This is a genomic window from Duganella margarita, assembly GCF_009857535.1.
Taxonomy (GTDB): Bacteria; Pseudomonadota; Gammaproteobacteria; order Burkholderiales; family Burkholderiaceae_D; genus Rugamonas; species Rugamonas margarita.
The window spans coordinates 193852-215178 of record NZ_WWCS01000007.1; the positions used below are offsets into that span (position 1 = coordinate 193852).

At 60.2% G+C, this 21327-nt stretch carries 19 protein-coding genes and 1 pseudogene; 12 read left to right on the top strand and 8 right to left on the bottom strand.

Features of this window, described 5'->3' with window-relative positions; genetic code table 11:
- Positions 1-32 precede the first annotated feature (32 nt).
- The 5 genes from GTP55_RS13375 to cysC all read left to right on the top strand — a co-directional run bounded on the left by GTP55_RS13375 (position 33) and on the right by cysC (position 5781).
- Positions 33-1358, top strand: a complete 1326-nt coding sequence (locus tag GTP55_RS13375; protein WP_229257914.1) for an HlyD family type I secretion periplasmic adaptor subunit — start codon at positions 33-35, stop codon at positions 1356-1358.
- Positions 1348-2781 (top strand): TolC family protein, encoded by a 1434-nt coding sequence (locus GTP55_RS13380; protein ID WP_161045432.1) that lies wholly within the window; start codon positions 1348-1350, stop codon positions 2779-2781. The genes GTP55_RS13375 and GTP55_RS13380 overlap by 11 nt, the downstream gene beginning before the upstream one ends.
- 43 nt (positions 2782-2824) lie before the next feature.
- Positions 2825-3370 (top strand): hypothetical protein, encoded by a 546-nt coding sequence (locus GTP55_RS13385; RefSeq protein ID WP_161045433.1) that lies wholly within the window; start codon positions 2825-2827, stop codon positions 3368-3370.
- A 5-nt stretch (positions 3371-3375) separates the two neighbouring features.
- Positions 3376-5085, top strand: coding sequence for a transglycosylase SLT domain-containing protein (locus tag GTP55_RS13390; protein ID WP_161045434.1), 1710 nt, complete (start codon positions 3376-3378; stop codon positions 5083-5085).
- A gap of 81 nt (positions 5086-5166) precedes the next feature.
- A complete protein-coding gene (gene cysC / locus GTP55_RS13395) occupies positions 5167-5781 on the top strand; it encodes an adenylyl-sulfate kinase (RefSeq protein WP_202423695.1) in 615 nt (204 codons plus the stop codon).
- Positions 5782-6006: 225 nt separating this feature from the next.
- Here the strand turns inward: cysC and GTP55_RS13400 are convergent, their stop codons facing one another.
- The 3 genes from GTP55_RS13400 to GTP55_RS13410 all read right to left on the bottom strand — a co-directional run bounded on the left by GTP55_RS13400 (position 6007) and on the right by GTP55_RS13410 (position 7426).
- The gene (locus GTP55_RS13400; RefSeq protein ID WP_161045435.1) at positions 6007-6357 is read right to left on the bottom strand and encodes a phosphatase PAP2 family protein; all 351 of its coding nucleotides are present in this window, start codon (positions 6355-6357) and stop codon (positions 6007-6009) included.
- A gap of 133 nt (positions 6358-6490) precedes the next feature.
- Positions 6491-6865, bottom strand: coding sequence for a hypothetical protein (locus GTP55_RS29575; protein WP_202423705.1), 375 nt, complete (start codon positions 6863-6865; stop codon positions 6491-6493).
- A gap of 150 nt (positions 6866-7015) precedes the next feature.
- The gene (locus tag GTP55_RS13410) at positions 7016-7426 is read right to left on the bottom strand and encodes a DoxX family protein (RefSeq protein WP_161045436.1); all 411 of its coding nucleotides are present in this window, start codon (positions 7424-7426) and stop codon (positions 7016-7018) included.
- 95 nt (positions 7427-7521) lie between these two features.
- On the opposite strand from GTP55_RS13410, the gene GTP55_RS13415 reads away from it, so the two are divergent.
- Together GTP55_RS13415 and GTP55_RS29580 are read left to right on the top strand one after the other, a co-directional pair.
- On the top strand, positions 7522-7899 hold the full coding sequence (locus tag GTP55_RS13415) for a winged helix-turn-helix transcriptional regulator (RefSeq protein WP_161045437.1): 378 nt from the start codon (positions 7522-7524) through the stop codon (positions 7897-7899).
- A gap of 3 nt (positions 7900-7902) precedes the next feature.
- Positions 7903-8040 (top strand): hypothetical protein, encoded by a 138-nt coding sequence (locus tag GTP55_RS29580; RefSeq protein ID WP_202423696.1) that lies wholly within the window; start codon positions 7903-7905, stop codon positions 8038-8040.
- On the opposite strand, the gene GTP55_RS13420 is transcribed toward GTP55_RS29580, so the two are convergent.
- The 3 genes from GTP55_RS13420 to GTP55_RS13430 are packed head-to-tail and all read right to left on the bottom strand — an operon-like array spanning position 8037 to position 10926.
- Positions 8037-9074, bottom strand: a complete 1038-nt coding sequence (locus tag GTP55_RS13420) for an adenosine deaminase (protein ID WP_161045438.1) — start codon at positions 9072-9074, stop codon at positions 8037-8039. The two genes, GTP55_RS29580 and GTP55_RS13420, sit on opposite strands and share 4 nt — an antisense overlap.
- A complete protein-coding gene (locus GTP55_RS13425) occupies positions 9071-10210 on the bottom strand; it encodes a nucleoside hydrolase (RefSeq protein WP_161045439.1) in 1140 nt (379 codons plus the stop codon). Before GTP55_RS13425 ends, GTP55_RS13420 begins: the two co-directional genes overlap by 4 nt.
- Before the next feature lie 41 nt (positions 10211-10251).
- A complete protein-coding gene (locus tag GTP55_RS13430) occupies positions 10252-10926 on the bottom strand; it encodes a phosphoribosylanthranilate isomerase (protein WP_161045440.1) in 675 nt (224 codons plus the stop codon).
- A gap of 167 nt (positions 10927-11093) precedes the next feature.
- On the opposite strand from GTP55_RS13430, the gene GTP55_RS13435 reads away from it, so the two are divergent.
- Genes GTP55_RS13435 through GTP55_RS13445 form a run of 3 tightly spaced genes read left to right on the top strand, consistent with a single transcriptional unit; the run spans position 11094 to position 15654 of the window.
- Positions 11094-13331 (top strand): TonB-dependent receptor, encoded by a 2238-nt coding sequence (locus GTP55_RS13435; protein ID WP_161045441.1) that lies wholly within the window; start codon positions 11094-11096, stop codon positions 13329-13331.
- A 27-nt stretch (positions 13332-13358) separates the two neighbouring features.
- On the top strand, positions 13359-14294 hold the full coding sequence (locus GTP55_RS13440) for a carbohydrate kinase family protein (RefSeq protein ID WP_161045442.1): 936 nt from the start codon (positions 13359-13361) through the stop codon (positions 14292-14294).
- Between the two features lie 22 nt (positions 14295-14316).
- A complete protein-coding gene (locus GTP55_RS13445; RefSeq protein WP_161045443.1) occupies positions 14317-15654 on the top strand; it encodes an NCS2 family permease in 1338 nt (445 codons plus the stop codon).
- A gap of 23 nt (positions 15655-15677) precedes the next feature.
- Here GTP55_RS13445 and GTP55_RS13450 read toward each other — a convergent pair whose 3' ends face one another.
- A complete protein-coding gene (locus tag GTP55_RS13450; protein WP_161045444.1) occupies positions 15678-16415 on the bottom strand; it encodes a GntR family transcriptional regulator in 738 nt (245 codons plus the stop codon).
- 232 nt (positions 16416-16647) lie between these two features.
- On the opposite strand from GTP55_RS13450, the gene GTP55_RS13455 reads away from it, so the two are divergent.
- Together GTP55_RS13455 and GTP55_RS13460 are read left to right on the top strand one after the other, a co-directional pair.
- A complete protein-coding gene (locus GTP55_RS13455; protein ID WP_161045445.1) occupies positions 16648-19110 on the top strand; it encodes a TonB-dependent receptor domain-containing protein in 2463 nt (820 codons plus the stop codon).
- Positions 19107-20219, top strand: coding sequence for an esterase-like activity of phytase family protein (locus GTP55_RS13460; RefSeq protein WP_229257915.1), 1113 nt, complete (start codon positions 19107-19109; stop codon positions 20217-20219). The genes GTP55_RS13455 and GTP55_RS13460 overlap by 4 nt, the downstream gene beginning before the upstream one ends.
- A 370-nt stretch (positions 20220-20589) precedes the next feature.
- Here the strand turns inward: GTP55_RS13460 and GTP55_RS13470 are convergent.
- A pseudogene (locus tag GTP55_RS13470) lies at positions 20590-21070 on the bottom strand (SDR family NAD(P)-dependent oxidoreductase); the annotation flags it as partial.
- Positions 21071-21327: the final 257 nt, after the last annotated feature.

Consider the following 21327-nt stretch of genomic DNA (forward strand, 5'->3'; position numbering starts at 1 on the left):
GCGCTGCGCGCATCGGTGCGACGAGCCGCCTCTTGAACCATTATCTCCGTACATGGCGACATTTTTGGCAACGGAGAAAGGAACTGAACGGCGTCGCCTTCACCCAAACGGAGGCCGATTTTCTGCCCTCCGCGCTGTCGCTTCAGGAGCGCCCCGTGTCGGGTACGGCACGCCTGACCGGCCGCGTGCTGCTGGCATTGTTCGCATTGCTGTTGGGTTGGTCTTATTGGGGGCAATTGGACATCGTCGTCCTTGCCACCGGCAAGATCATTCCCAGTAGCCACACCAAATCGATTGCTTCGGTTGACGTCGCCAGTGTTAAGGCGGTCCATGTGTTGGAAGGACAGGAAGTAAAGGCGGGCGATGTCCTCGTGGAACTGGATACTGGTCCCGAGGACGCGGAGCATGGCAAAGCGACTAAATCGCGCAGCGAAGCGCTGCTGAAGGCGGCCCGCGCGCGGGGCATGATCGATGCCATCGACCGCAATCACATTCCGGTCTGGCCATCCCTGCTGGACATGCAACAAGCGGACGCCAATATCGATGCGATTCAGTGGCAGCTGGAGCGCACGCACCTGGAGGCGCAGTACCGGGATCACCTTAGCAAGCTCCAGCGGATAGACGGCGATATTGCGCATTGCAGGGCTGCGTTGCCGTTGATCACACAACAAGCGAGCGACTATCGCGCGCTGCTGCAGGAGCATGATGTTTCACAGCACGCTTGGCTGGAAAAAGAACAAGCCAGGCTGGCGCTGGAGGCGCAACTTCTTGAGGCGGAGAACAGACGTAGCGAACTGATCACAGAGGCGCGCACCGTCGCCTACGATCAGCTTATCGATAGCCAAAATGTGGCGGCTGCGGCGCAACAGGACGCATTGCGGGTCGCTTCGCATGCTCGCCTACTCAAATTGACCGCTCCGATCGATGGCACGGTACAGCAGTTGAACGTCCACACCGTCGGTGGCGTGGTGCCGGCGGCGCAACCGCTGATGCAAATCGTGCCGTCCGCGAATGCGATCGAAGTTGAAGCCACGATCGAGAACAAGGACATCGGATTTGTGCAGGAAGGGCAGACGGCGGCGGTCAAGGTCGATGCGTTCGAATACACGCGCTACGGCACTATTCCGGCGACGGTCACGCACGTCTCCCGCGATGCGGTGCCAGATGATAAGCGCGGCCTGCTCTACACCGTCAAGATTACGCTGGATAAAAAAATAATCGTGACCAATCAGCGCGCCGTCTCGCTATCGCCTGGTTTGGCGGTGAGTGTGGAAGTAAAGACCGGCAGTCGCCGGGTGCTCGACTACTTGATGTCCCCCATCTTGCGCGAGGCAAAGGAGAGCATGCATGAGCGCTAGGCTGGCGAAAGTGGCGTGTATGGTGGTTGCGGAACTTTGTGTCGGCATACTCATGCCGGCGAAGGCGGGCAATCCAATGGCCGTATTGTTCAGCGATCCCTTCAATGATCCGCTGAACGTCATGCCGGCCAGGCTTGTCAACGATAGCGCTTGCGACAGTCCCCAGGTGCCCGGCGGGAGCCTGGACCTTGAGACTGCCGTTGACCTTGCGTTGTGTAACAACCCCCAAATCAAAGCGTCTTGGGCCGAAGTGAAAGCGCAGGCTAGCGAACTCGGTATCAGCCGGGCGGCTTATTTGCCCACGTTGTCTGTCAATCTCAGCAGTCTGAATACCCGCACCAATTATGACGATGTGGGGCCACCAGCGACGTCGGTCAGAGGCAACACGGTGTATGCATCGTTGGCCTGGCGAGTGCTTGACTTCGGCCAACGAGCCGCCACCGAAAAGTCCTCCCAAGCGCTGCTGCAGGCAGCACTGGCCAGTCATGATGCATCGATACAAAAAATCTTGAATGCCACTGTGAGCGCCTATTTTGATGTCCAGACTGCGGCCGCCACTTGGCAAAGTCGGCAGCGTAGCGAAGCGACTGCGGCGGAAACGCTGGAAAGCATCCGGCGCCGCGAGGCCAACGGCTTGGCCGCCCATGGCGATGTGCTGCAAGCTGCTGCCGCCGTTGCCAGGGCTGCGTTAAACCAGAGCCGTGCCCAAGGCAGCTACCACAAAGCGGTCGCGATACTCGCTTACACCCTTGGCCTCGATCCGGGTACCCCGCTGGTGCTACCGGTGCTATCGACTGAGAAGGTCATCACTGATGGAGACGATGTTGGTGGACCGCTCGCGGCATGGCTGGATGAGGTCGTCGTGTCACACCCTGAAATCCGCGCGCTACAGGCACAACGGCTGGCGTCGGTAGAGCGAATTCGTGCCACCCGCGCTGAGGGGTTGCCAACCGTCGATTTTAGTATCAATTCGTACAAGAATGGCTATCCTGGGCAGGGGCTGTCTGCGTTGAGTTCGCGGGTGACTACCATCGGCGTGGCGCTGAATATCCCGATATTCGACGGCTACGCCCACACTTACCGCGTGCGCAAGGCAGAAGCGCAGGCTGAACAAACCTTGCAGCAGCTGGCCGATATCCAACACATCGTTCGCGAAGAGGTGGTGAAGGTGTATGCCGATGTCGTGTCTGCCTCTGCCAATCTGCAGGCTGCGGGACGCCTGTTAAATGCGACACGGGACACGCTGGCGAGTGCGCAGCGCCGCTATCGCGGTGGCGCTGCCGACATCGTGGAAATATTGAATGCGCAAACTGCACTCGCTGAGGCGGAACTGGAGAGCGTTTCAAGCCATGCCGAGTGGCGCTCGGCCCACTTCCAATTATTGATTACCAGCGGAAAATTCGACGTGACGCGATTGCACTGATGCTGACCACAATTTCTCTTTAACTCTGAAAAAGGTAATGAACATGCACGACATATTCCCCAAACTCTGCGTCGGTCTGATGCTGTTTCACGCGGTGCTCGCTGGAGCGCATGCCGCCGATCAAGGTCTCGCGCCGGTGACGCCGCGCTACGCGAAGCATGACGCGTTCCTTTGCGCGCCGGCGAAGATTTCAATCGATACCCAGTGCGAGGAAAAGGAACAAGACCTGCCTTATTGCCACACGCAGTCGGTCCAGTTTGATGCGCATGGTACCAAAACGGCCGTGGTTTACAAGTACCAGTTCAACCGCGGTAATCAGCAATTCATTACAACAGGAGAATGCTATCGAAAAAACGACACCAGCTACGTAGTTTTATCTAGTACCAATTTTGGTAATTGCAGTGTTTGCGAATGGGCCGACGTGTTCACCCCCCAAGGGAAATATCTGGGCTCCACTGCGGGAATGTTCGATGACGCGAATTTTAAGCACCTGTCCGGAACCAAAGCGGTTGACGACTTCCTGAACGATTTGTTCAAACAAGACAACTACCACGTCAGCGCCGAGAAACACATATTAAGGACCCGATAAATATCATGACGACTAATCATCACAACGATGCACTAACCCCTAACTCTAGCGGGGTCAACGGTATGTCGCGGAATGCGAATGATGCGACGGCGGCAACCAAAACTGCCGTGATCAACGAAATTATTTCGGAAGGTAAGGTATTCGGTCTGAGCAACCAGGATATCGCCAACCTGATCGCCATCGCAAAAGTCGAATCCGGCTTTAACCCCGATGCTGCAGCGAGGAGTCTGAACAGCACGAAATACGAGACCAGTGCATCCGGGGTGTTTCAGATTACCGATTCGACTGCAGCAGACGCGGCGTCACGCTTATCGAACTCCAAGATCGACAAAAATATCGATCTCGGCACGTATAATCGATTCGACTACAAGTCCAACATCCGCTACGGTATCGCCATTTACCTGGATAAGAAACGGATTGCGGCAGCGACCGGTGCAGCGGATATCTATAAGGCATGGAACACCAATCCAGCCGAGTACAATCGCTACCTGACCCAACTCACCAATGACAGCGCAAGCTACCTCAACCAGGTGAACGCCAACACCGCCGCGCCTGGGCCGGTCGAGCAAACCAATACGGACACGTTCAACGGTGACATCGTCTACATCTACAGCCCCGACGGCTATACCCGTCAATCGGTGCAAACTTTCATGAACGATATCACGAAGCCGATTACCGATACGCAAACCATCAACGAAGTCCTCGGGCGGCTGCAAAACGAGATGGTGGCCACGCAAAATGCCGATGGCACGGTCACTGCCAACTATTCGGGGACCGGCGGCAATTTTGCCATCGACAACGCGACCATCACCACCGCTGCGGGCAGCCAGCTGACTGTCACCGGCACCCGCGACACGGTCAACGCCGGTACTGGCTCGAACATTACGATCGGTGGCAACGGCAGGGATGCGGGCACTGCAGAGATTGTTAACGGCAGCGGGTCAACCACGAATGTTGAAGATAATTCGTCCGTAACAGTCAACGGTGATAGCGCTGCCGTAATCCAAGGCAATTCAAGCACCGTGTCCACGAGTGGCGCCAGTGACTCGGTGACTGTGAACGGCAATAATAATGACACCAACACCACCGGCAGCGGCACCAATGTCGAAGTCGATGGCAATTACAACCAGACCGAGAATTGGGGAACGGGGACCCACACGGTTAACTGGGGCGACTACGACCAAACCAAAAACTGGGGCAGCAACCAGTCTAACGTCAATAATGGCTTGTATGACAGTAGCTGGGGAGCGAATTCGTCCGATTCGAACTGGAACTCCGACCCGACCGATAGCGGTGGCGGCTCTGAAACAGGGGGCGGCTATTATGGCGACGACGATGACCTTATTGGCGGCAGCGCCACCAGTGCGACGAAACCCGCCCATCCTCAGCAGACCACTCCGTCCAATGCCTTGGCTCAGCCTGCGGCGCACGCGACTGCCGCTATGCTCACCGCACCGTTGCCGTCCGCCTACCAGGCGGATCTGGTGGACAGCCTGAACCCCTCGACCTTCGCTCCAGCCTACTTCGAAGCAGGTACGGCATCAACTCAAGCGCAGGTACAAAGCTTGGTGGCCTCCGCCGGCACGGTATCGCAGAGCGCAAGCCTGATCCAGGCGATGTCGGCATTTGGTGCCGATCATGGTGTTGACACCGGACACTTGCTGCCTGTGACCTCGGACACGCATCTTTTGTTCGGACGGCCGCTTAGTCGCTGATGTGATGTCTCGTTATTGAATCCAGGCACTTCGATCCGTCGCCATCGAAGTGTCTGTCCATCTCACTTTATACGCTATAGCATGATGCAAACTGACGTCCTCCAGTCGCCAACATCTCACGTGACCGCAGCGTCCAGGGCCAAATTGCATGGGCACCGCGGCGCTGTGCTGTGGTTGACTGGCCTGTCCGGGTCTGGCAAGACCACTTTGGCACACGCGGTCGAAATGCGCCTGCATCACGAACGCTACCGTACGTATGTGCTTGACGGTGATCTGCTTCGAGGTGGTCTCAATGTCGACTTGGGATTCAGCGATGAGGATCGGTCAGAAAACATCCGGCGGGCCGGTGAACTGGCCAAATTGTTTCTCGACGCGGGGACCATCGTCTTCTGTGCATTTATTTCTCCGTTTGCCTCAGACAGACAATCGGTACGCGCGCAGATCGGCGCAGATACCTTTTTTGAGGTCTACTGTCGGTGCCCGCTCGAGGTCTGTGAACAGCGTGACGTCAAGGGATTGTACCAACGCGTGCGGGACGGCACGCTGGCACAGTTCACCGGAATTTCCTCTAGTTATGAGCCGCCAAGTTGCCCGGATGTGGTGATTGATACTGATCGCACCTCAGTGCCCGCCGCTGTTGATCAGGTCATGGCGCTGCTGCGCGATCGAGGACTGCTGAGGTTAACAGCACTCTAATTCTCAATACAGATACAGTTTCGTATTTCATAGATTGAACCAGGTAGGGCCCGGTAACTGTATTTGGTTTTAGGTAATTCGCTAATCGGATAGGTGTTGCAACTGTGCATTCAAATTACCTAATTTTGCATACAGTATTTTTAGCTTCAAGTTGCTTACCTAAATATGGATAGGCGGAGGTAGCCGCCGGCGGATTTTTTTTTGCGACGGCTACCTCTTTAAGGCTTATTCGGCCGCCGGCAAGCCCAGCAGACGGCGCAGCTCAGCCCTGGCGGGCGCTAGTTCGGCCTGGTACTGCGGATTGGTCTCCATCACCGCATGGGTAGTGTAGGCCAGCAGCTTGGAGGCGGCGATGTCGCTCGGGTAGTGCACGCCGCAGACCAGACGGTTATGGGCATAGGCATCGGCGCGGGCCAGGATGGCGTCGCGCTGGTCCGGCACCATTTCGATCAGGGTCAGCGCAGCCAGATAGCCTGGTATCGCGACAACAGGGTTGGCAGCGACATCAACTTCGGCACGTTCGAAGAGATCACAGCATTTCTCATTCGAGCATCGCCAGTCGCGTAATGCGCACATAACATCTCAAAGTCACCTCTAGGGTGGCTTAAACCCATGACGATGAGGCGCGACTCGGTTTTTCTAAGGGAGCGAGTTGCATTTGTGGCCACGGCAAAGCAAAGTCTCCGATCGGGCAAGAAATTTCCTCGCCTCAGAACTCAACCCAATCCTTCTCGGCTCTAGCCTTGGACTTAATTCCGGACGCGTTAGCGCTGAGCGACGAGCTTTGGTTTGCGCCACGGCTGGTTTTTTTTACACCAACAGCTTTCAGCTGCTGTGTGGGTACTAGCAAGGGACGCGCGGAATGGTTAGTCATGCCGTTTTGATTCAATACAAATTTTCCGGCAACGTTCGAAAGTGCCACGGCTTGGTCCTGCAGGGACTCAGCAACTGCTGCTGACTCCTCAACCAGAGCTGCATTCTGTTGCGTTACGCCGTCCATCTGAATGATGGCTTGATTCACCTGCTCGATTCCCAGGCTTTGCTCTTGGCTGGCCGTTCCGCCAACTGCTTCGGTGTCGGCCACGACCGCATCGATATTCGCCTGCCTCAACGAAAGGACTGCAACCTTAGCTCCTTAGGCTGCGAATAGCTTTGCTTTAGCTCGGCCGATGCCGCGTCCGGCGCCGACAACGACTGCTATTTTTCCAATAAGTCGGGTCATAAAATTTTTCCTTTAATTAAGAGTTGCTTGGATGACTGTCATACCCGATGCATAGGGAGACGGGAGTTCGCGAGCCGCGTTCTGCGTTGCGAATGAAAGGGCCAACAGGATGAGTCCAACAGCTGCAGGGATTGTTCCTTTAGGCTTGCTAACACCCAAGTGCGCCAGCCCTGACAGGATCAGGTGATACAACATACCTGCATAGGCGAGATCGCTGAGCGCCACATTGAAATGCAACAGAATCGCGGCCGGACCAAGAATCTTTACTACGATCATGAATGGCACGAGGTTTGAGGCAGAGTAGCCCAACTCTGCTTGTGCTTTTCGGACAAAGCCGCGCTTGTTGATATATATAAAGGCCGATGCTAGGTAGAGCAGCGAAAGCAGCGTGGTACTGATCCAGTAAGTGTATGTAGCGACCATAAAAGTTTTCCTAATCAAGTGTTTTAGTTCAACACGCATCGAGGGTATCGACTAACATGAATACTTACAAGTAGGATGAAAAAATGGGGCTTAGTATGGAAAAGATGACTAAAGGCTCGGTCCAAATCAACATGCATGAGGAAATGCGGCGCGCTTTTTCTCTGCTTTCGGGGAAGTGGAAACTTGAAATTATGTGGCTGCTTAACCAGCGTCTTTACCGGTTTGGGGAGCTACGCAAAGAGATTCCAGGAATCACACAGCACATGTTGACGGCTCAGCTTCGTGAGTTGGAGGCGGACGGGCTTGTGTTGCGCACGGTGTTCGCAGAAGTGCCTCCGCGCGTCGAGTATGAAATCACCCAAAAGGCCCGTGGACTAGGACCTACGATGGAAGCCCTCAGTGCATGGTGGAGTGAGTACGGACAAAGCGTTCCGGGAAAGACATCCATGCGTGGGCGCAAAACCAAAGTTTAGAGTTTGAAATGGCGTGGAAATCACCATCCCTACGGCCATCTGGAGCGCGGCATGCAGGTCCTCAGCAAGCCGTTGGCCGCCGAAGCGCTGGCGGTGCTGCGGGTCAAGGAGCTGGCTGGCGCGGAGAGGCGCGCGGGCTAGGCAGGACCGGCTCGGTCGAAGTAGGCGTACAACTGTTCGCGGTATCCGACCTTGGTGGCGTCGTTCACAAAAGCAGCATCGAAGCTGTTGCAGGCCAGCCGCAGGGCATCGTCGCGGTCGAGCGGCAGCGCCGAGAAGATCTCCGTGAAATTCTCGTTCATGTAGCCACCGAAATAGGCCGGGTCGTCGGAGTTGATCGTCACCATCAACCCGGCGTCCAGCAGCGCGCGCAGATTGTGCTGCGCCATCTGTGGGAATACTTTCAGTTTGACGTTGGACTTAGGGCATACCGTCAGCGGCACCTGGCGCGCGCGCAGCAGTTCAACAAGCGCCGGATCTTCGAGACAGCGTACGCCGTGGTCGATGCGCGCCACGTGCAGCAGGTCGAGGGCGTCGCGGATGTAGGCCGGCGGTCCTTCTTCGCCGGCATGCGCCACCAGCCGCAGGCCCAGTTCACGACAACGCGCGAAGACGCGCGAAAATTTTTCCGGCGGATGATCGCGCTCCGATGAATCAAGGCCGATGCCAACAATGGCCGGCAGGTAAGGCATGGCCTGTTCCAGCGTCGCAAACGCGTCCTCTTCGGACAGGTGACGCAGGAAGCACATGATCAAGCCGCTGGTCATACCCCATTCGGCGGCGGCATCGCCCAGCGCGCGGTCGATGCCGCCGACGATGGCGGCAAAGTTCACGCCGCGCGACAGATGCGATTGCGGATCGAAGAACAGTTCCGTGTGGCAGATATTGTCGGCATGCGCGCGCTGCAGGTAGGCCCACGTCATGTCGTAGAAATCCTGCTCGGTCAGCAGCACGCTGGTGCCGGCGTAGTAGATGTCCAGGAAGGATTGCAGGTCATTGAAGGCGTAGGCGCGCCGCAGCTGTTCGACGGAATCATAGGGCAGCGTCACGCCGTTGCGGTGGGCCAGTGCGAAGATCAGTTCCGGTTCCAGCGAGCCTTCGATGTGGATGTGCAGTTCGGCTTTGGGCATGCCCTTGACCAGCGCCAGAAGCGAAGCCTGCGGGTCGCTACTCATTTGCCCTCCACGCTGGAGGCACGCGATGGCACGACCGGCACGGCGGCCGTCAGGCCGTCGACGTAAAAGTCGAAAAAGCGGCGGTTGTCGAAGCGCTCCACGATGGTCGCCAGTTGAAGCCCTGGTTGCGCGGTGGCGTGACCGATCGAGCGGCCATTGGTGGCGCCGACCCTGGTGTCGATCTCCACCCAGCGCTGCACGGTACGCGTGGCATATCCCTGGTCGAGCAGGTAGGCCAGCGTCAGCGTATCCCACACATCGGTGCTGTAGGCTGGATTGGTTTCGAAGCCGTTCCTGCCGTCGTAGCCGTAGCCGTTGAGCTGCTTGAACAGGCGCGCGATGATGCCGTCGCGGGCGGCGCCATATACCACGCGGTCGTAGACCTGCTTGTCGATCTTGACGGTGTCGGTAACGTCGAGCGGGAAGATCACATGCCGCACCGGCAGCCCAAGCACTTCGCGCGCCGCCTGTGGATCGAACCACCAGTTGAATTCCGCCGCCGCCGTGGTGTTGCCGGCCACGTCGAAGGCCCCGCCCATGTAGATGATCTGTCCGATCATCGGAACAATTTCCGGATACCGCCGCACCGCCAGCGCGATGTTGGTCAGCGGCCCGATGGCGAGAATCGTGACTTCGCCGGGATGGCGGCGGATGCTGTCGGCGATGAATTCGGCGGCGCTTTGTTCGCGCAGCTCCGTATGGCTGGCATAGCCGTCCGGCGGCGCCACCAGGTCGGCGTCGGAGCGTGGTTCCGGGCGGCTCCAGGCGCCCAGGTAGCCGTCGCCGCCGGGATGCATCCGCTGCTCGGCGCGCACGGTGGCCAGATCGTGCGACAGCGGGTAGTTGGCGCCGGCGTACACGCCGACCTGCTGCGCAATGCCCAGCCGCTCAACGGATTTCAGCGCTTCGGCGGTCTCCTGCCGCAGCCACTTGTTACCGGAGACCAGTGTCAAGCCCAGTATCTCGACGCGACCGCGCGCCTGCAATTGCGCGGCGATGGCCAGCAGCTGGCCGTCGTCGTTCAGCGTGCCGAAGTCGCTGTCGATGATGATCTTCGGCGGCGGCGAGGCCGCCATGCTGTGCTGTCCACCGCAAAGCGCCACTACGCTGGCCGCCACGATGAGAAGTCGCCGCATATTCGTCTCCGGTTCAAGGTTGGGAAAAATCGCTGGTCAGTTTAACTGGCGATGCGCGGCAACTCATCAAAAACAATGCGGCACACCGCCTCGCATTTTGCGAGGTCGAAGCGGCCTTCGTTGCGCACGCCGGACTCCATGTCGATCCAGTAGGCGGCGCCGGAGGCGACGGCAAACTTCGGCAGCATATCGCGCACGGTGTTCGGTCCCAGGCCGCCGGAGTAGCCGCAGAACGGCAGGCTGGCAGTCGTTGGTGGCCAGGTGGTCGGCCGCACGCCGGTGCCGAAGGAAACGTCATACAGCCAATCGACCCGCAGGTCGGCCGGGAACTCGCCCTGGCATTGCAGCGCCGCCCGAACCCCATGGCGTGCGGCGAAGCTGGCGCTGTGGCGGATCTCGCTGTCGCTGCTGCCGGCGCGCGCATGGTTAATCTGGACCCGCGAGAAGCCGGCCAGGTTCAATTCCGGATCGCCACCCTGGACGATGGCCTGCGCGGCGCCGCCGCAGATGTGGGCGGACAGGCGCAGTGGCGCGGCCCGCAGGGCGTCGCGTACCGAGGCAAGCGGGAACAGTGGTGCGCCTTCCTGGGCGGCGTCCAGCAGTACGCCCCATTCGATCGGGTAGCGCGCGGACAGCGCCAGCATGCCGGGCAGCAGGTCGGCGCGGTCGATGCCGGTGAAGGTGATGTAGGCGGGGGCGGTATAAGGTATGGTCATGGTTGTTTTTGTGTTTTAAAGGTACGTACCATTGTTTCATGGTTGTCAGCCGATTTCAATACCTGTTCCGCTTAAACGCAACAGAATTATTTGGATATGAAAATTTATAATTTAAGTGGTACATACCACTGTAGAATTTCTTCCAAATTAACGACGGGAGAAAGAGCATGGCGAACAGGGAAATCGTGGTGGTGGTACTGGTCTTGACTGCGGCGTCTGCAGCGCTTGCGCAGGAAGAGCAGCCAGCGTCAGTGGCGGGCCAGCTGCAAACGGTGACGGTCAGCGCCGAGCGGCGTGCGGAGAATGTCAAGAATGTGCCGGTGTCGGCGACCATCATCGCCGACGACACGCTGGGCGCGCTCAACTCCGGCGGCTTGGACATGCAGATGCTGGCCGGGCGCGCGCCCAGCTTGCAGGTGGAGTCGTCCTTCGGCCGTGGCTTCCCGCGCTTTTACCTGCGCGGCTACGGCAATGTGGACTTTCACCAGAACGCCTCTCAGCCGGTCTCGCTGATCTATGACGACGTGGTGCAGGAAAGCGCGGTGCTGAAAGGCTTCCCGGCCTTCGACCTGGAACGGATCGAAGTGCTGCGCGGGCCGCAAGGCTCGCTGTTCGGCCGGAATACGCCGGCCGGGGTGGTCAAGTTCGATTCGGTGCGGCCGTCGCAGACGTCCGGCGGTTACCTGACCCTGTCCGACGCCACGCACAACACCGCCGGGCTGGAAGGCGCGGTGAATCTTCCGCTTGGCGGCGACTGGGCCGCGCGCGTTTCCCTTCTGAGTCAACACCGCGACGACTGGATCGGCAACGCACACACGGGCCAGTCGGACCAATATGGCGGCTATAACGATACTGCCGCGCGCTTGCAAGTGCTGTATCAATCGGGCGGCGGCTTCAGTGCGCTGGCCAATCTGCACCAGCGCAGCATGAACGGCAGCGCCTCGCTGTTCCGCGCCAACATCATCCAGAAGGGCAGTGATGCGCTGGCGCCGGGTTTCGATGTCGGCAGCGTGTCGACCGATGGCCAGAACGGCCAGCACCTGAACAACTACGGCGGTAATTTGCGGCTGACGTGGCGCCTGGGCGATTTGACGCTGCATTCGGTGACCGGCTACGAGACGGTGCGGGTCTATAGCCGTGGCGATGTCGATGGCGGTTATGGCGCGGTGTATGCGCCGCCGTCGGGACCGGGATTGATTCCGTTTGTGGTCGAATCGGCGGACGGCACCAAGGGGCACCACCAGTTGACGCAAGAACTGCGGCTGGAATCCGACGTGGCGCAAGCGTTCAAATGGCAGGCCGGGCTGTTCTACTTCGACGAGAAGTACCAGATCGACAGCTACAGCTACGATACGCTGGGCGGCGGTGCGCTCAGCTCGGACATCCGCTCGCACCAGAAAAACGACGCCTATGCGGTATTCGGCTCCATCAACTACGATATCAGCCCGCGCTTCAACCTGCGCGCCGGCCTGCGTTACACGCGCGACAACAAGGATCTGAACACGGAACCGAACAACAAGCCGGGCGGCGGCTCCGATATCGACGCTTCGGCCGGCCTGGCGACCAGCACCAGCGTCTCCAAGGTGAACTGGGACGTGAGCGGGGTTTACAAGCTGAATCAGGCTGCCAATGTGTATGGACGCGTCGCCACCGGCTTCCGTGGTGCGACCATCCAGCCGGCAGCGTCATTCAATCCGATGTCGGTGGCGCGGCCGGAAACCATCACGTCCTATGAAGCCGGCTTCAAGACCGACCTGCTGGATCGCCGCGCGCGCCTAAGTTTCGATGTCTACAGCTACACGGTCAAGGATCTGCAACTGACGGCGGTGGGCGGGACCTCCAATTCCGCCATCTTGCTGAACGCCGACCGCAGCGCCGGGCGCGGCGCGGAGCTTGACCTGGATGCCTATCTGACCGAGAACCTGTTGTGGAGCTTCGGCGGGAGCTACAACTACACCCGGATCAAGGATGCCGGGCTGACGGTCGGCGCCTGTGCCGCCTGCACGCTGCTCAATCCCACCATCGTCACGGGCGCCGGCAGCACACTGGTGCGCATCGACGGCAACCCGTTGCCACAGGCGCCGCGCTGGAGCGCCAACACCTCGCTCAAGTACAGCCACGCGGTCAGCAACGGCGAGTGGTACGTCTATACCGACTGGGTCTATCGCAGCGCGGTCAACTTCACCTTGTACCGTTCGGCGGAGTTTGTCGGAAAACCCTTGTTGACAGGCGGTTTGCGGCTCGGGTACAAGTGGGATAACGATCGTAACGAGGTGGCGCTGTTCGGCCGCAATATCACCAATCGCGTCCAGCTGGTGGGCGGGATTGATTTCAATAACCTGACTGGTTTTGTTAATGATAACAATCCGCGCATCTTTGGCATCCAGGCCAGCCGCCGTTTCTGAACCTGACGGCTATACAGGACCGACCGCATGAGTGATTTTCTTCATTTTCCGCAAGGGCGCCCGTTTGATCTGCTGGCCTTTGGCGACCCGAATATCGACCTGCTGTTCACGGTCGACCGGGCGCCGCAGGCCGACCAGAAGGTACTGGGACGCCGCCTGCCGCCATACGCCGGCGGCACGGTGGCAAACGTGGCGTGCGCCGCCGGCCTGCTGGGGCGGCCGACGCTGGCCTACGGTCGCATCGCCGATGACGGCGAGGGCGAGTTTCTGCGCCGCGAGTACGAGCGGTTCGGTGTCGTCACCAGCCACTTGCGGGTGGTGCCGGGCGCCACATCGCCGACGGCGCTGATCCTCATCGAGGCCAGCGGCGAGAAGGCGCTTGTGTATTCGCCGATGCCCGGTCCGACGCTGTATGCGGAATCGTTTGCGGCGGCGCTGGAGCAAAGCCGGCTGCTGTATGCGATGCCGTACAACTTGCCGGAGTTCGAGCAGTTGCACGCGCTGGCGCGCGCCGCCGGCGTGCCGCTGGCGATCGACATCGAGACCGCGATGGTGCCGGACCGCGCGCATCTGCACCGCCTGTTGTCGCTGTGCGACCTGGCCTTCATGAACGACACCACCTACCGCGCGATTCTCGGCGTCGCGCCGCAGGAGGAGGGCATGGCCGGCCTGCTTGAATTTGGCGCGCGCATGCTGGTCATCAGCTGTGGTGCGCGCGGCGCCATGCTGATTACGCGCGATCAGGCCATCACCCAGCCGGCGTTTGCCGCCGAAGTGGTGGACAGCACCGGCGCCGGTGACAGCTTCAACGGCGCTTTCCTGGCCGCGCTGCTGGAAGGGCAGCCGTTGGAAGAGGCGTTGCGCTTCGCCTGCGCGGCCGGCAGCATCGCCGTCACCGCCACCGGCGCGCGCTCGGCGCTGCCGACGCGGGCGCAAGTGGCTGCTCTGTTGCAACGCGCCTGAACCTCATATATAAGGAAGCCGCATGAATTTTGTTGAATGGGCCGACCGCTATTTCCAGCTCAGCGCGCGCGGCACCACGCCGACGCGCGAGGTGGTCGCCGGCTGCACCACCTTTGCCGCCATGAGCTACATCCTGGTAGTCAATCCGCTGATATTGTCCGGGGCGGGCATGGACCGCAATGGGCTGTTCCTGGCCACCATCGTCTCGGCCATGGCGGCCACGCTGGTGATGGCCTTGTGGGCCAATCTGCCGATCGCGCTGGCGCCGGGCATGGGAACCAACATCGTGTTTGCCCAGGTGGTGGTGGGGCAGATGGGCGTGCCGTGGCAGACCGGTCTGGCAATGGTGTTGCTGAACGCCCTGGTGTTCCTGGTGCTGTCGCTGACCAAATGGCGCGCGCGCATTGTCGCGGCATTCCCGGAGCCGGTGAAGCTGGGCATGCAGTGTTCGATCGGCGTGTTCATCGCCTGGCTGGGTTTGCGCAGCGGCGGCCTGCTGGTTGCCGATGCCGGTTCGCTGGTGGGCTTCTCGCGCCTGCATGACGGCGGCGCGTGGCTGACGCTAAGCGGCATCCTGCTGACCGCCATGCTGCTGGTACGGCGCGTGCCCGGCGCCTTTCTGCTGACGATGCTGGCGGTGAGCGTGCTGGGTGTGTTTGTCGCCGGTGCCGATGGCCGCCCGCTGACAACGCTGCCGTCCAGCTGGATCGGCCTGCCGGTGTTCACCGGCCAGTTGCTGTTCGCGCTGGACTTCCGTGGCTTTGCTTCCCACTTCATGCTGCTGCTGCCGGTGACGCTGTATTTTTTGCTGATCGAATTCTTCGCCGGCACCGCCACCATGTTCGGCGTGATACGCAGCGCTGGCCTGCTGCAACCGAATGGCGACTTGCCGCATGCGCGGGCTGCCTTCGCGGCGGATGCGCTGGGCAGCGTGATCGGCGCGGCCGCAGGAACGTCGACTGTCACCGCCTACGTTGAATCGGTGGCTGGCGTGGAAGCCGGCGCGCGCACCGGCTTGAGCGGCGTGGTGGTGGCCGCGCTATTCGGTCTGGCGTTGCTGTGCGGTCCCTTGCTGACAGCGATTCCCGCCTGCGCCACCGCGCCGGTATTGGTGATGGTGGGTTTGTGCATGCTCGACGGCCTGCGTGAACTCGATACCAGCGCCCCGGAAAATTATCTGCCGCCGCTGCTGATGTTGCTGGTCACGGCGTGCAGCGCCGACCTGATGGTGGCGCTGGCGCTGGGCTGCTTCATCTACACGCTGATGCTGCTGGCGCGACGTCGCTGGCCGGGCGCCATGGTACTCGGGCTGGACGCGGTGTTCATGCTGTACCTGGCGCTGCGTGGCCATATCGGCTGAGCGGCCGAGGCCAGCGCGCCGCGTCAGCCGGCGCTGCCCTTGCTGATGCGGGTCTTGTAGCGATAGGGTGGTACGTACTTCATTTCGCAGTATTCGACCGGTTCGCGCCGGTCGGACAGCATCACGCGTTCGCACAGCAGCAGTGGTGCGCCCAGCGTCACGCCCAGCAGCGCCACCTCTTCCGCCTGGGCCGCCACCGCGCCCACGCTCTCCAGGCTTTCCGACGGCTTGATGCCGAACTTATCGATCAGGATGCGGTACAGCGAGCCGACTTGTTCCAGCTCCTTCTGGGTCAGTTGCGCGCCTTCCGGCAGCCGCAAGAACGATTCCTGCAAACCGATAGGCTTGTTGTTCATCAGGCGTACGCGTTTGATGCGCAGCAGCGGCTCGTCCGGCTGCATGTGCAGCAGGCTGGCGATGGCCATGTTGGCCGCCACGGTTTCCATACTGAGGATGGTCTGTCCCGGCACACCGCCGCGCTTGATGGTGTCGTCGGTGAAGCTGTCAAGGAAGCGCGACATCTGGCGCACCGATTCCGGCGCGGCAAAGGTGCCGCGCCCATGGTCGCTGTACAGCAGTCCCTGTTCCTCTAGCAGGCGGATCGCCTTGCGCACCGTGTCGCGGCTGACCTGGTAGGTGATCGCCAGCTCGCGCTCGGCCGGCATCGGCTCCTTGGCGCCGATGTTCCCCGACGCCATCAGCTGCTTGAGTGTCTCTGCCAGTTGCTGGTACAGCGGCACGTTGGTCTTGGTGGATCGCATTGTGTGTATCTGCTGTTGATCGTGATGGCCGTATTGTAACGAAATGATTTATACCTCGGTGAAATATGACGATTTTATGAATTAGGTACGTACCTTTTTATTAAATGAACTTTTTGATCGGAACGAATGCAGTATTAGATTTTTTCGTTTTGCATATTGGTACGTACCATTGTAATATTGTTGACGACATCAAAAGGTGCGCAGGCATCGACTATCCATCACAGGGGAACGTATGTATTCAAAATTGGGTGTGATCGCGGCCGGATCGGTGGCGGTACTGCAATGCGGTGTGCCGGCTCAGGCGCAGGAAACGGGGGAGGCTGTGCCGACCGTGGTGCAGGTCACCGGCCAAGTGCTGGGTAAAGGCGAGGCGCGCGCCAACAGCGTGATCGACCAGGCGGTGATCGCCGAGCAGCCGGCGGGTCTCGATCCGCTCAAACTGCTGGCGCGCGTGCCGGGCATGCAGGTCAGTTCCAGCGACGCGCTGACCGGCAGTTTTTCGATGCGCCTCTCGATGCGCGGTTTTAACAAGGAGCAGATCGGCATTTCCATCGACGGCATTCCGAATGGCTCGACCTTGTCGAACGGCGGCACCATGCCGAACCGGCTGCTCGATCCGGCCAACCTGGTACGCGTCGATGCCTCGCAGACCGCCGGCGACTTGGGCACGCCGTCGAATCAGGCGTTGGGCGGCTATATCGATTTCAAGACGCGCGATCCGGCCAAGGAACGCGGCGGCGAGGTGGAACTGTCGACCGGCAGCTTTGGTTACCAGCGCGGCTTCGTGCGGGTCGATACCGGCAAGTTGGCGTCGGGCACCAGCGCCTATCTTGATTATTCGCATGAATATGTGCGCACCTGGCCGGGCGATGAATCCGGCCGCAACACCCGCCGCCACATCGACGCGCGCATTTTGCAGGACCTGGGCGGCGGCTCCAGCCTGCGCGCCACCGTCAGCTACAACAAGTTCAGCGACAACGATTACGACGCGGTGGCCTTGCTGGCCGCATCGTCGAAGCTGTATAAGGCCACCTTCTACGGCGATCCGACCACCGACGGCCTGACCGACCACTGGACCGGCAATCCGGCCATCGACCAGAACTATCGCGGCACGCGCGGCATCAACAGCGAAGACACGCTGATGCACATCGACTGGACCCAGCGTTTTGGCGACAGCGGCAAGCTGACGGTCAAACCGTACTGGCACAAACAGGACGGCAACGGCTGGTTCTACGTGCCGTACGTGCAGTTGCCCAGCAATGGCCTGGTGTACAGCCCTGTCGCGGCAGGCGGCAAGCCGACCGCCGTGGTGCAGGAGTGCTACCAGAACCAGTATCAGCGCACCGCCAGTGGCGCCCTGATCCCGGTCAGCGCGATCAGCTATCCGTCCGGTGCCAGCAGCGCGTCGCTGGCCACCGCCGGCTGCCCGGCGGCGGCAAAGTATGCCATGAACCCGGTCGCTCAGTGGGGGGCGCGCGAAGCCAGCACGCGCCGCAGCGACAACGCCATTGACCGCAAGGGCGCGCTGGCGGAAGTCTCCAGCACGCTGGGCGAGTACCAGCGCATCCGTGTCGGCGGCTGGGTGGAACGGACCACGCGCGACAAGGACCGCAACTGGTTCGCCGTCACCGATCCAACCGTCAGCGGCGCCTTTAAGGACAGCGCGCTGTATTCGATCACGCAGGACCGCCATTATTCGTCCAACACGGCGATGGCCTACGCGCAGGACAAGGTCAGCCTGATGGACAACCGCCTGCAACTGGATCTCGGTGCCACCTATCAGCGCTTCAAGGAGGATTATTCGTCGGCGGTGGAGTTCAACGGCGTGCGCACGCTGGAAGTAAGTTCACGGCTGCTGCCCAAGCTGGCGGCGCTGTTCCGCGTGAACGACGACTGGGAGGTGTTCGCCAGCGGTTCGAAGAACTTCAGCGCGATTCCCGACACGGTGTTCGAAGGCACGGCGGCGGTCGATTCGAAAAACGGCATCAAGCCAGAAACGTCTATCAACAAGGACATTGGCGTGCGCTGGACCAGCGACAACGGCTATGGCGCGGCGCTGAGCGCCTACAAGATCGATTACCGCGATCGCATCTCAATCCAGAACGGCAATCCGAACGGCGACATCTTCTCGCGCGACGCCACCACCACCTTTGCCAACCAGGGCGGCATCAGCTCGCAGGGCGTGGAGCTGACCTTGCGCGCCAGTGGCGCCAGCTACGAGCTGTATGCCAACGCCTCCTACAACGATGCGCACTATGTCGGCGACACGCCGGCCGAAGGCATCAAGGCCAACGATCCGGTGCTGGGTGCGCCGCGCCGCAGCGCCTTTGCGGAAGCCACCTGGAAGCCGTCGGAAGCCTGGCGCCTGACGGCCAATGCGCATTATGTCGGCGAGGCGGCCGGCACTTATGGCGACGTGCCGAACACCGTCATCACCGGCGGCCCGGCGGTCTATCTGCGCCAGTACATGCCGGCTTACACGCTGGTGGGCCTGAACTTCAGCTATAAGCCGAGCGGCAGCCTGTTCGGCTACGGCAGCCGCACCGAGTTTGCCGTCAACGTCGACAATCTGTTCGACCGCCGCTACCTCGGCGGCGTCGGCGCGGAGCTGACCAGTTCCAACCCGCTGACCACCGGGCGTTATTTCCTCGGCAGTCCGCGCACCTTGTATGCCACCATGCGGGTGAAGTTTTGAGGGCAGGGCTTTGCATCGGCATCGCGGCTACGCTGTTGTCGCTGGCGATGCCGGCCACCGCTGCGGAGCATGCGCGCTTGCGCCTGATCGGCGAGCAGCGCATTCCGCACCGGCTGGTGTTTGACGGCACGGTTGTGGGCGGCCTGTCTGGCATCGACTACGATGCGCGCTCCGGCACCTGGGTGATGGCCAGCGACGACCGCTCGGAATTCAGTCGCGCGCGGTTCTACAGGGCGCGCTTGGACTATGATGCGGCGCAGTTCCGGGCGGTCAAGCTGGAGGCGGTGCATCTGTTCCGCCAGGCCGACGGCAGCACTTATCCGGCCCAGGGTGGCGAGGTGGCGGATATCGAAGCGGTACGCGTCGATCCGACGGATGGCAGCATCTGGTATGCCAGTGAAGGCAGCGGCAAACTGGGGCTGTCGCCGTTCGTGCGGCAGGCCGCACCCGATGGCGGCTATCGGGCGGCGTTGCCGATGCCGGCGTTGTTCAGGGACGATCCTACGCACCTGCGCGGCCCGCGCAACAACCTCAGTTTCGAAGGACTATCGTTTGCGCCGGACGGCCGGTCGCTTTGGCTGGGAATGGAGGCGCCGCTGTACCAGGACGGTCCGGTCGCGACGCCGGAGCATGGCGCCGTGAGCCGGTTTACCCAGTTCAACCGCAGCGGCAAGGTGCTGGCACAATACGCCTATCCGCTGGATCGCGTGCAGGGCATGCCGGCGGCGGGGCGCTTCGGCGACAACGGCGTGTCGGAAATCCTGGTGCTCGACACTCTCCATTTGCTGGCACTGGAACGCTCTGGTGTACAGGATGCGGCCGGCCATTTCGTTTTTCATATCCGCCTGTACATAGTGGAGGTGGACGGTGCCACCGACATCGTCGGCTATCCGTCGCTGGCGGGCGCGGACTACCGCCCGTTGCGCAAGCGGCTGATACTAAACTTTGATTCGGCAGGTCTGGAAAAGGTCGACAACCTGGAAGGCATGAGCTGGGGACCGCCGCTGCCTAATGGCCATCGCAGCCTGGTGCTTCTATCGGACGATAACTTCAGTGACGACGAGGTGACGCAGTTGTTGGCCTTCGAGCTGTTGCCAGCGTCGGATTAAATCTCCAGTACAAGTTGGCCTGGCGCGGTGCCCCAGGATACGCAGGCGCGTCTGCCGGTCGTTCACATGGCCAGCGTCAGGCAAGCATCGCGATGCAGCGGCTTGCTTTCCAGCATAAGCTTTTAGCGGTTGCCGCGCTTGCAGCCGTAGGGAATACGAAGAGGTTGGCGGAGGTCTGGGCTCCCATATCTGAGCAACATCAAAATTCTTATCGTCTTCGATTCTTATACTCGTAAACCTGACTTCGTCTAGACTGCTCAACACGCACTTTAAGGGCGTTCACCGAAGGCTTGCGCGTTCAACTCGCCGGTACTTCCGTGGGCGTAATTGAGTTGGTCCCTCTTGGCGTGCGTAGCCCTCTGCAACTTATTTAACTTAGCCCAAAGGTTTTCCTTACTCCCTTCTCGACCGGACCAGCAGGCATGAACCTGCGCAGTTTTGCCAGAAGTGACGCTTCTCCTATCGGCGGGTGACGCATTTTCCAAGTACCCAATCCGGCTTGGACTATCGTGGTGGCGACGCCGTACGGATCGGTTGCCTTGCGCACATATTTTGAATGGACGCTACAACCACATCCAACTCATCGTTATAGGCTGGCAGCTTGGCGGCGCTATGTGGTGCTTGATGTCTAGATTGGTCCTGGTAAATGATGGCTCCACCAGCGTCACGCGCACTCCAAACTGCCGAACCTCGTGATCTAGCGTCTCTGATAGCCCTTCAACTGCTTGCTTGGATGCAGAGTGCAGCTCCATGTAGGGCGCAGGAAGAAAGCCTAGCACCGGGCTGATATTGACGATCCGACCTTCACGCTGCGCGCGCATGTGAGGTAGCACGGCTTGGCCACTTCTTACGTGTAAAAAAAGCCCGCATTAATGCGGGCGAATTCCGATTTCAGGCACGAAACCAGAGGAGACGAATTCATTGTGCTGCGATGCAGCGAAAGAGACAAACTTTTTCTTGTAACGTGTTGAGATAATCTTAAAAGCGAAGATTCTCCTTTGATTGTCATATTGACGTCATGTCTGCCGGTCAAAATAACGGTGTCTCTCTCATCATTGGGAAATTCCCTTACTGCCCTAGATGGGCAGTTTTTTTTTGCACCGCGACA

What these genes read in the sequence shown, in the direction of transcription:
- GTP55_RS13455 (WP_161045445.1), top strand. Translation starts at nt 16,648, where the DNA reads ATGTATTCAAAATTGGGTGTGATCGCGGCCGGATCGGTGGCGGTACTG.
- GTP55_RS13390 (WP_161045434.1), top strand. Translation starts at nt 3,376, where the DNA reads ATGACGACTAATCATCACAACGATGCACTAACCCCTAACTCTAGCGGG.
- GTP55_RS13425 (WP_161045439.1), bottom strand. Translation starts at nt 10,210, where the DNA reads ATGCGGCGACTTCTCATCGTGGCGGCCAGCGTAGTGGCGCTTTGCGGT.
- GTP55_RS13415 (WP_161045437.1), top strand. Translation starts at nt 7,522, where the DNA reads ATGGAAAAGATGACTAAAGGCTCGGTCCAAATCAACATGCATGAGGAA.
- GTP55_RS13445 (WP_161045443.1), top strand. Translation starts at nt 14,317, where the DNA reads ATGAATTTTGTTGAATGGGCCGACCGCTATTTCCAGCTCAGCGCGCGC.
- GTP55_RS13410 (WP_161045436.1), bottom strand. Translation starts at nt 7,426, where the DNA reads ATGGTCGCTACATACACTTACTGGATCAGTACCACGCTGCTTTCGCTG.
- cysC (WP_202423695.1), top strand. Translation starts at nt 5,167, where the DNA reads ATGATGCAAACTGACGTCCTCCAGTCGCCAACATCTCACGTGACCGCA.
- GTP55_RS13380 (WP_161045432.1), top strand. Translation starts at nt 1,348, where the DNA reads ATGAGCGCTAGGCTGGCGAAAGTGGCGTGTATGGTGGTTGCGGAACTT.
- GTP55_RS13420 (WP_161045438.1), bottom strand. Translation starts at nt 9,074, where the DNA reads ATGAGTAGCGACCCGCAGGCTTCGCTTCTGGCGCTGGTCAAGGGCATG.
- GTP55_RS13450 (WP_161045444.1), bottom strand. Translation starts at nt 16,415, where the DNA reads ATGCGATCCACCAAGACCAACGTGCCGCTGTACCAGCAACTGGCAGAG.
- GTP55_RS13430 (WP_161045440.1), bottom strand. Translation starts at nt 10,926, where the DNA reads ATGACCATACCTTATACCGCCCCCGCCTACATCACCTTCACCGGCATC.
- GTP55_RS13400 (WP_161045435.1), bottom strand. Translation starts at nt 6,357, where the DNA reads ATGTGCGCATTACGCGACTGGCGATGCTCGAATGAGAAATGCTGTGAT.
- GTP55_RS13440 (WP_161045442.1), top strand. Translation starts at nt 13,359, where the DNA reads ATGAGTGATTTTCTTCATTTTCCGCAAGGGCGCCCGTTTGATCTGCTG.
- GTP55_RS13385 (WP_161045433.1), top strand. Translation starts at nt 2,825, where the DNA reads ATGCACGACATATTCCCCAAACTCTGCGTCGGTCTGATGCTGTTTCAC.
- GTP55_RS13435 (WP_161045441.1), top strand. Translation starts at nt 11,094, where the DNA reads ATGGCGAACAGGGAAATCGTGGTGGTGGTACTGGTCTTGACTGCGGCG.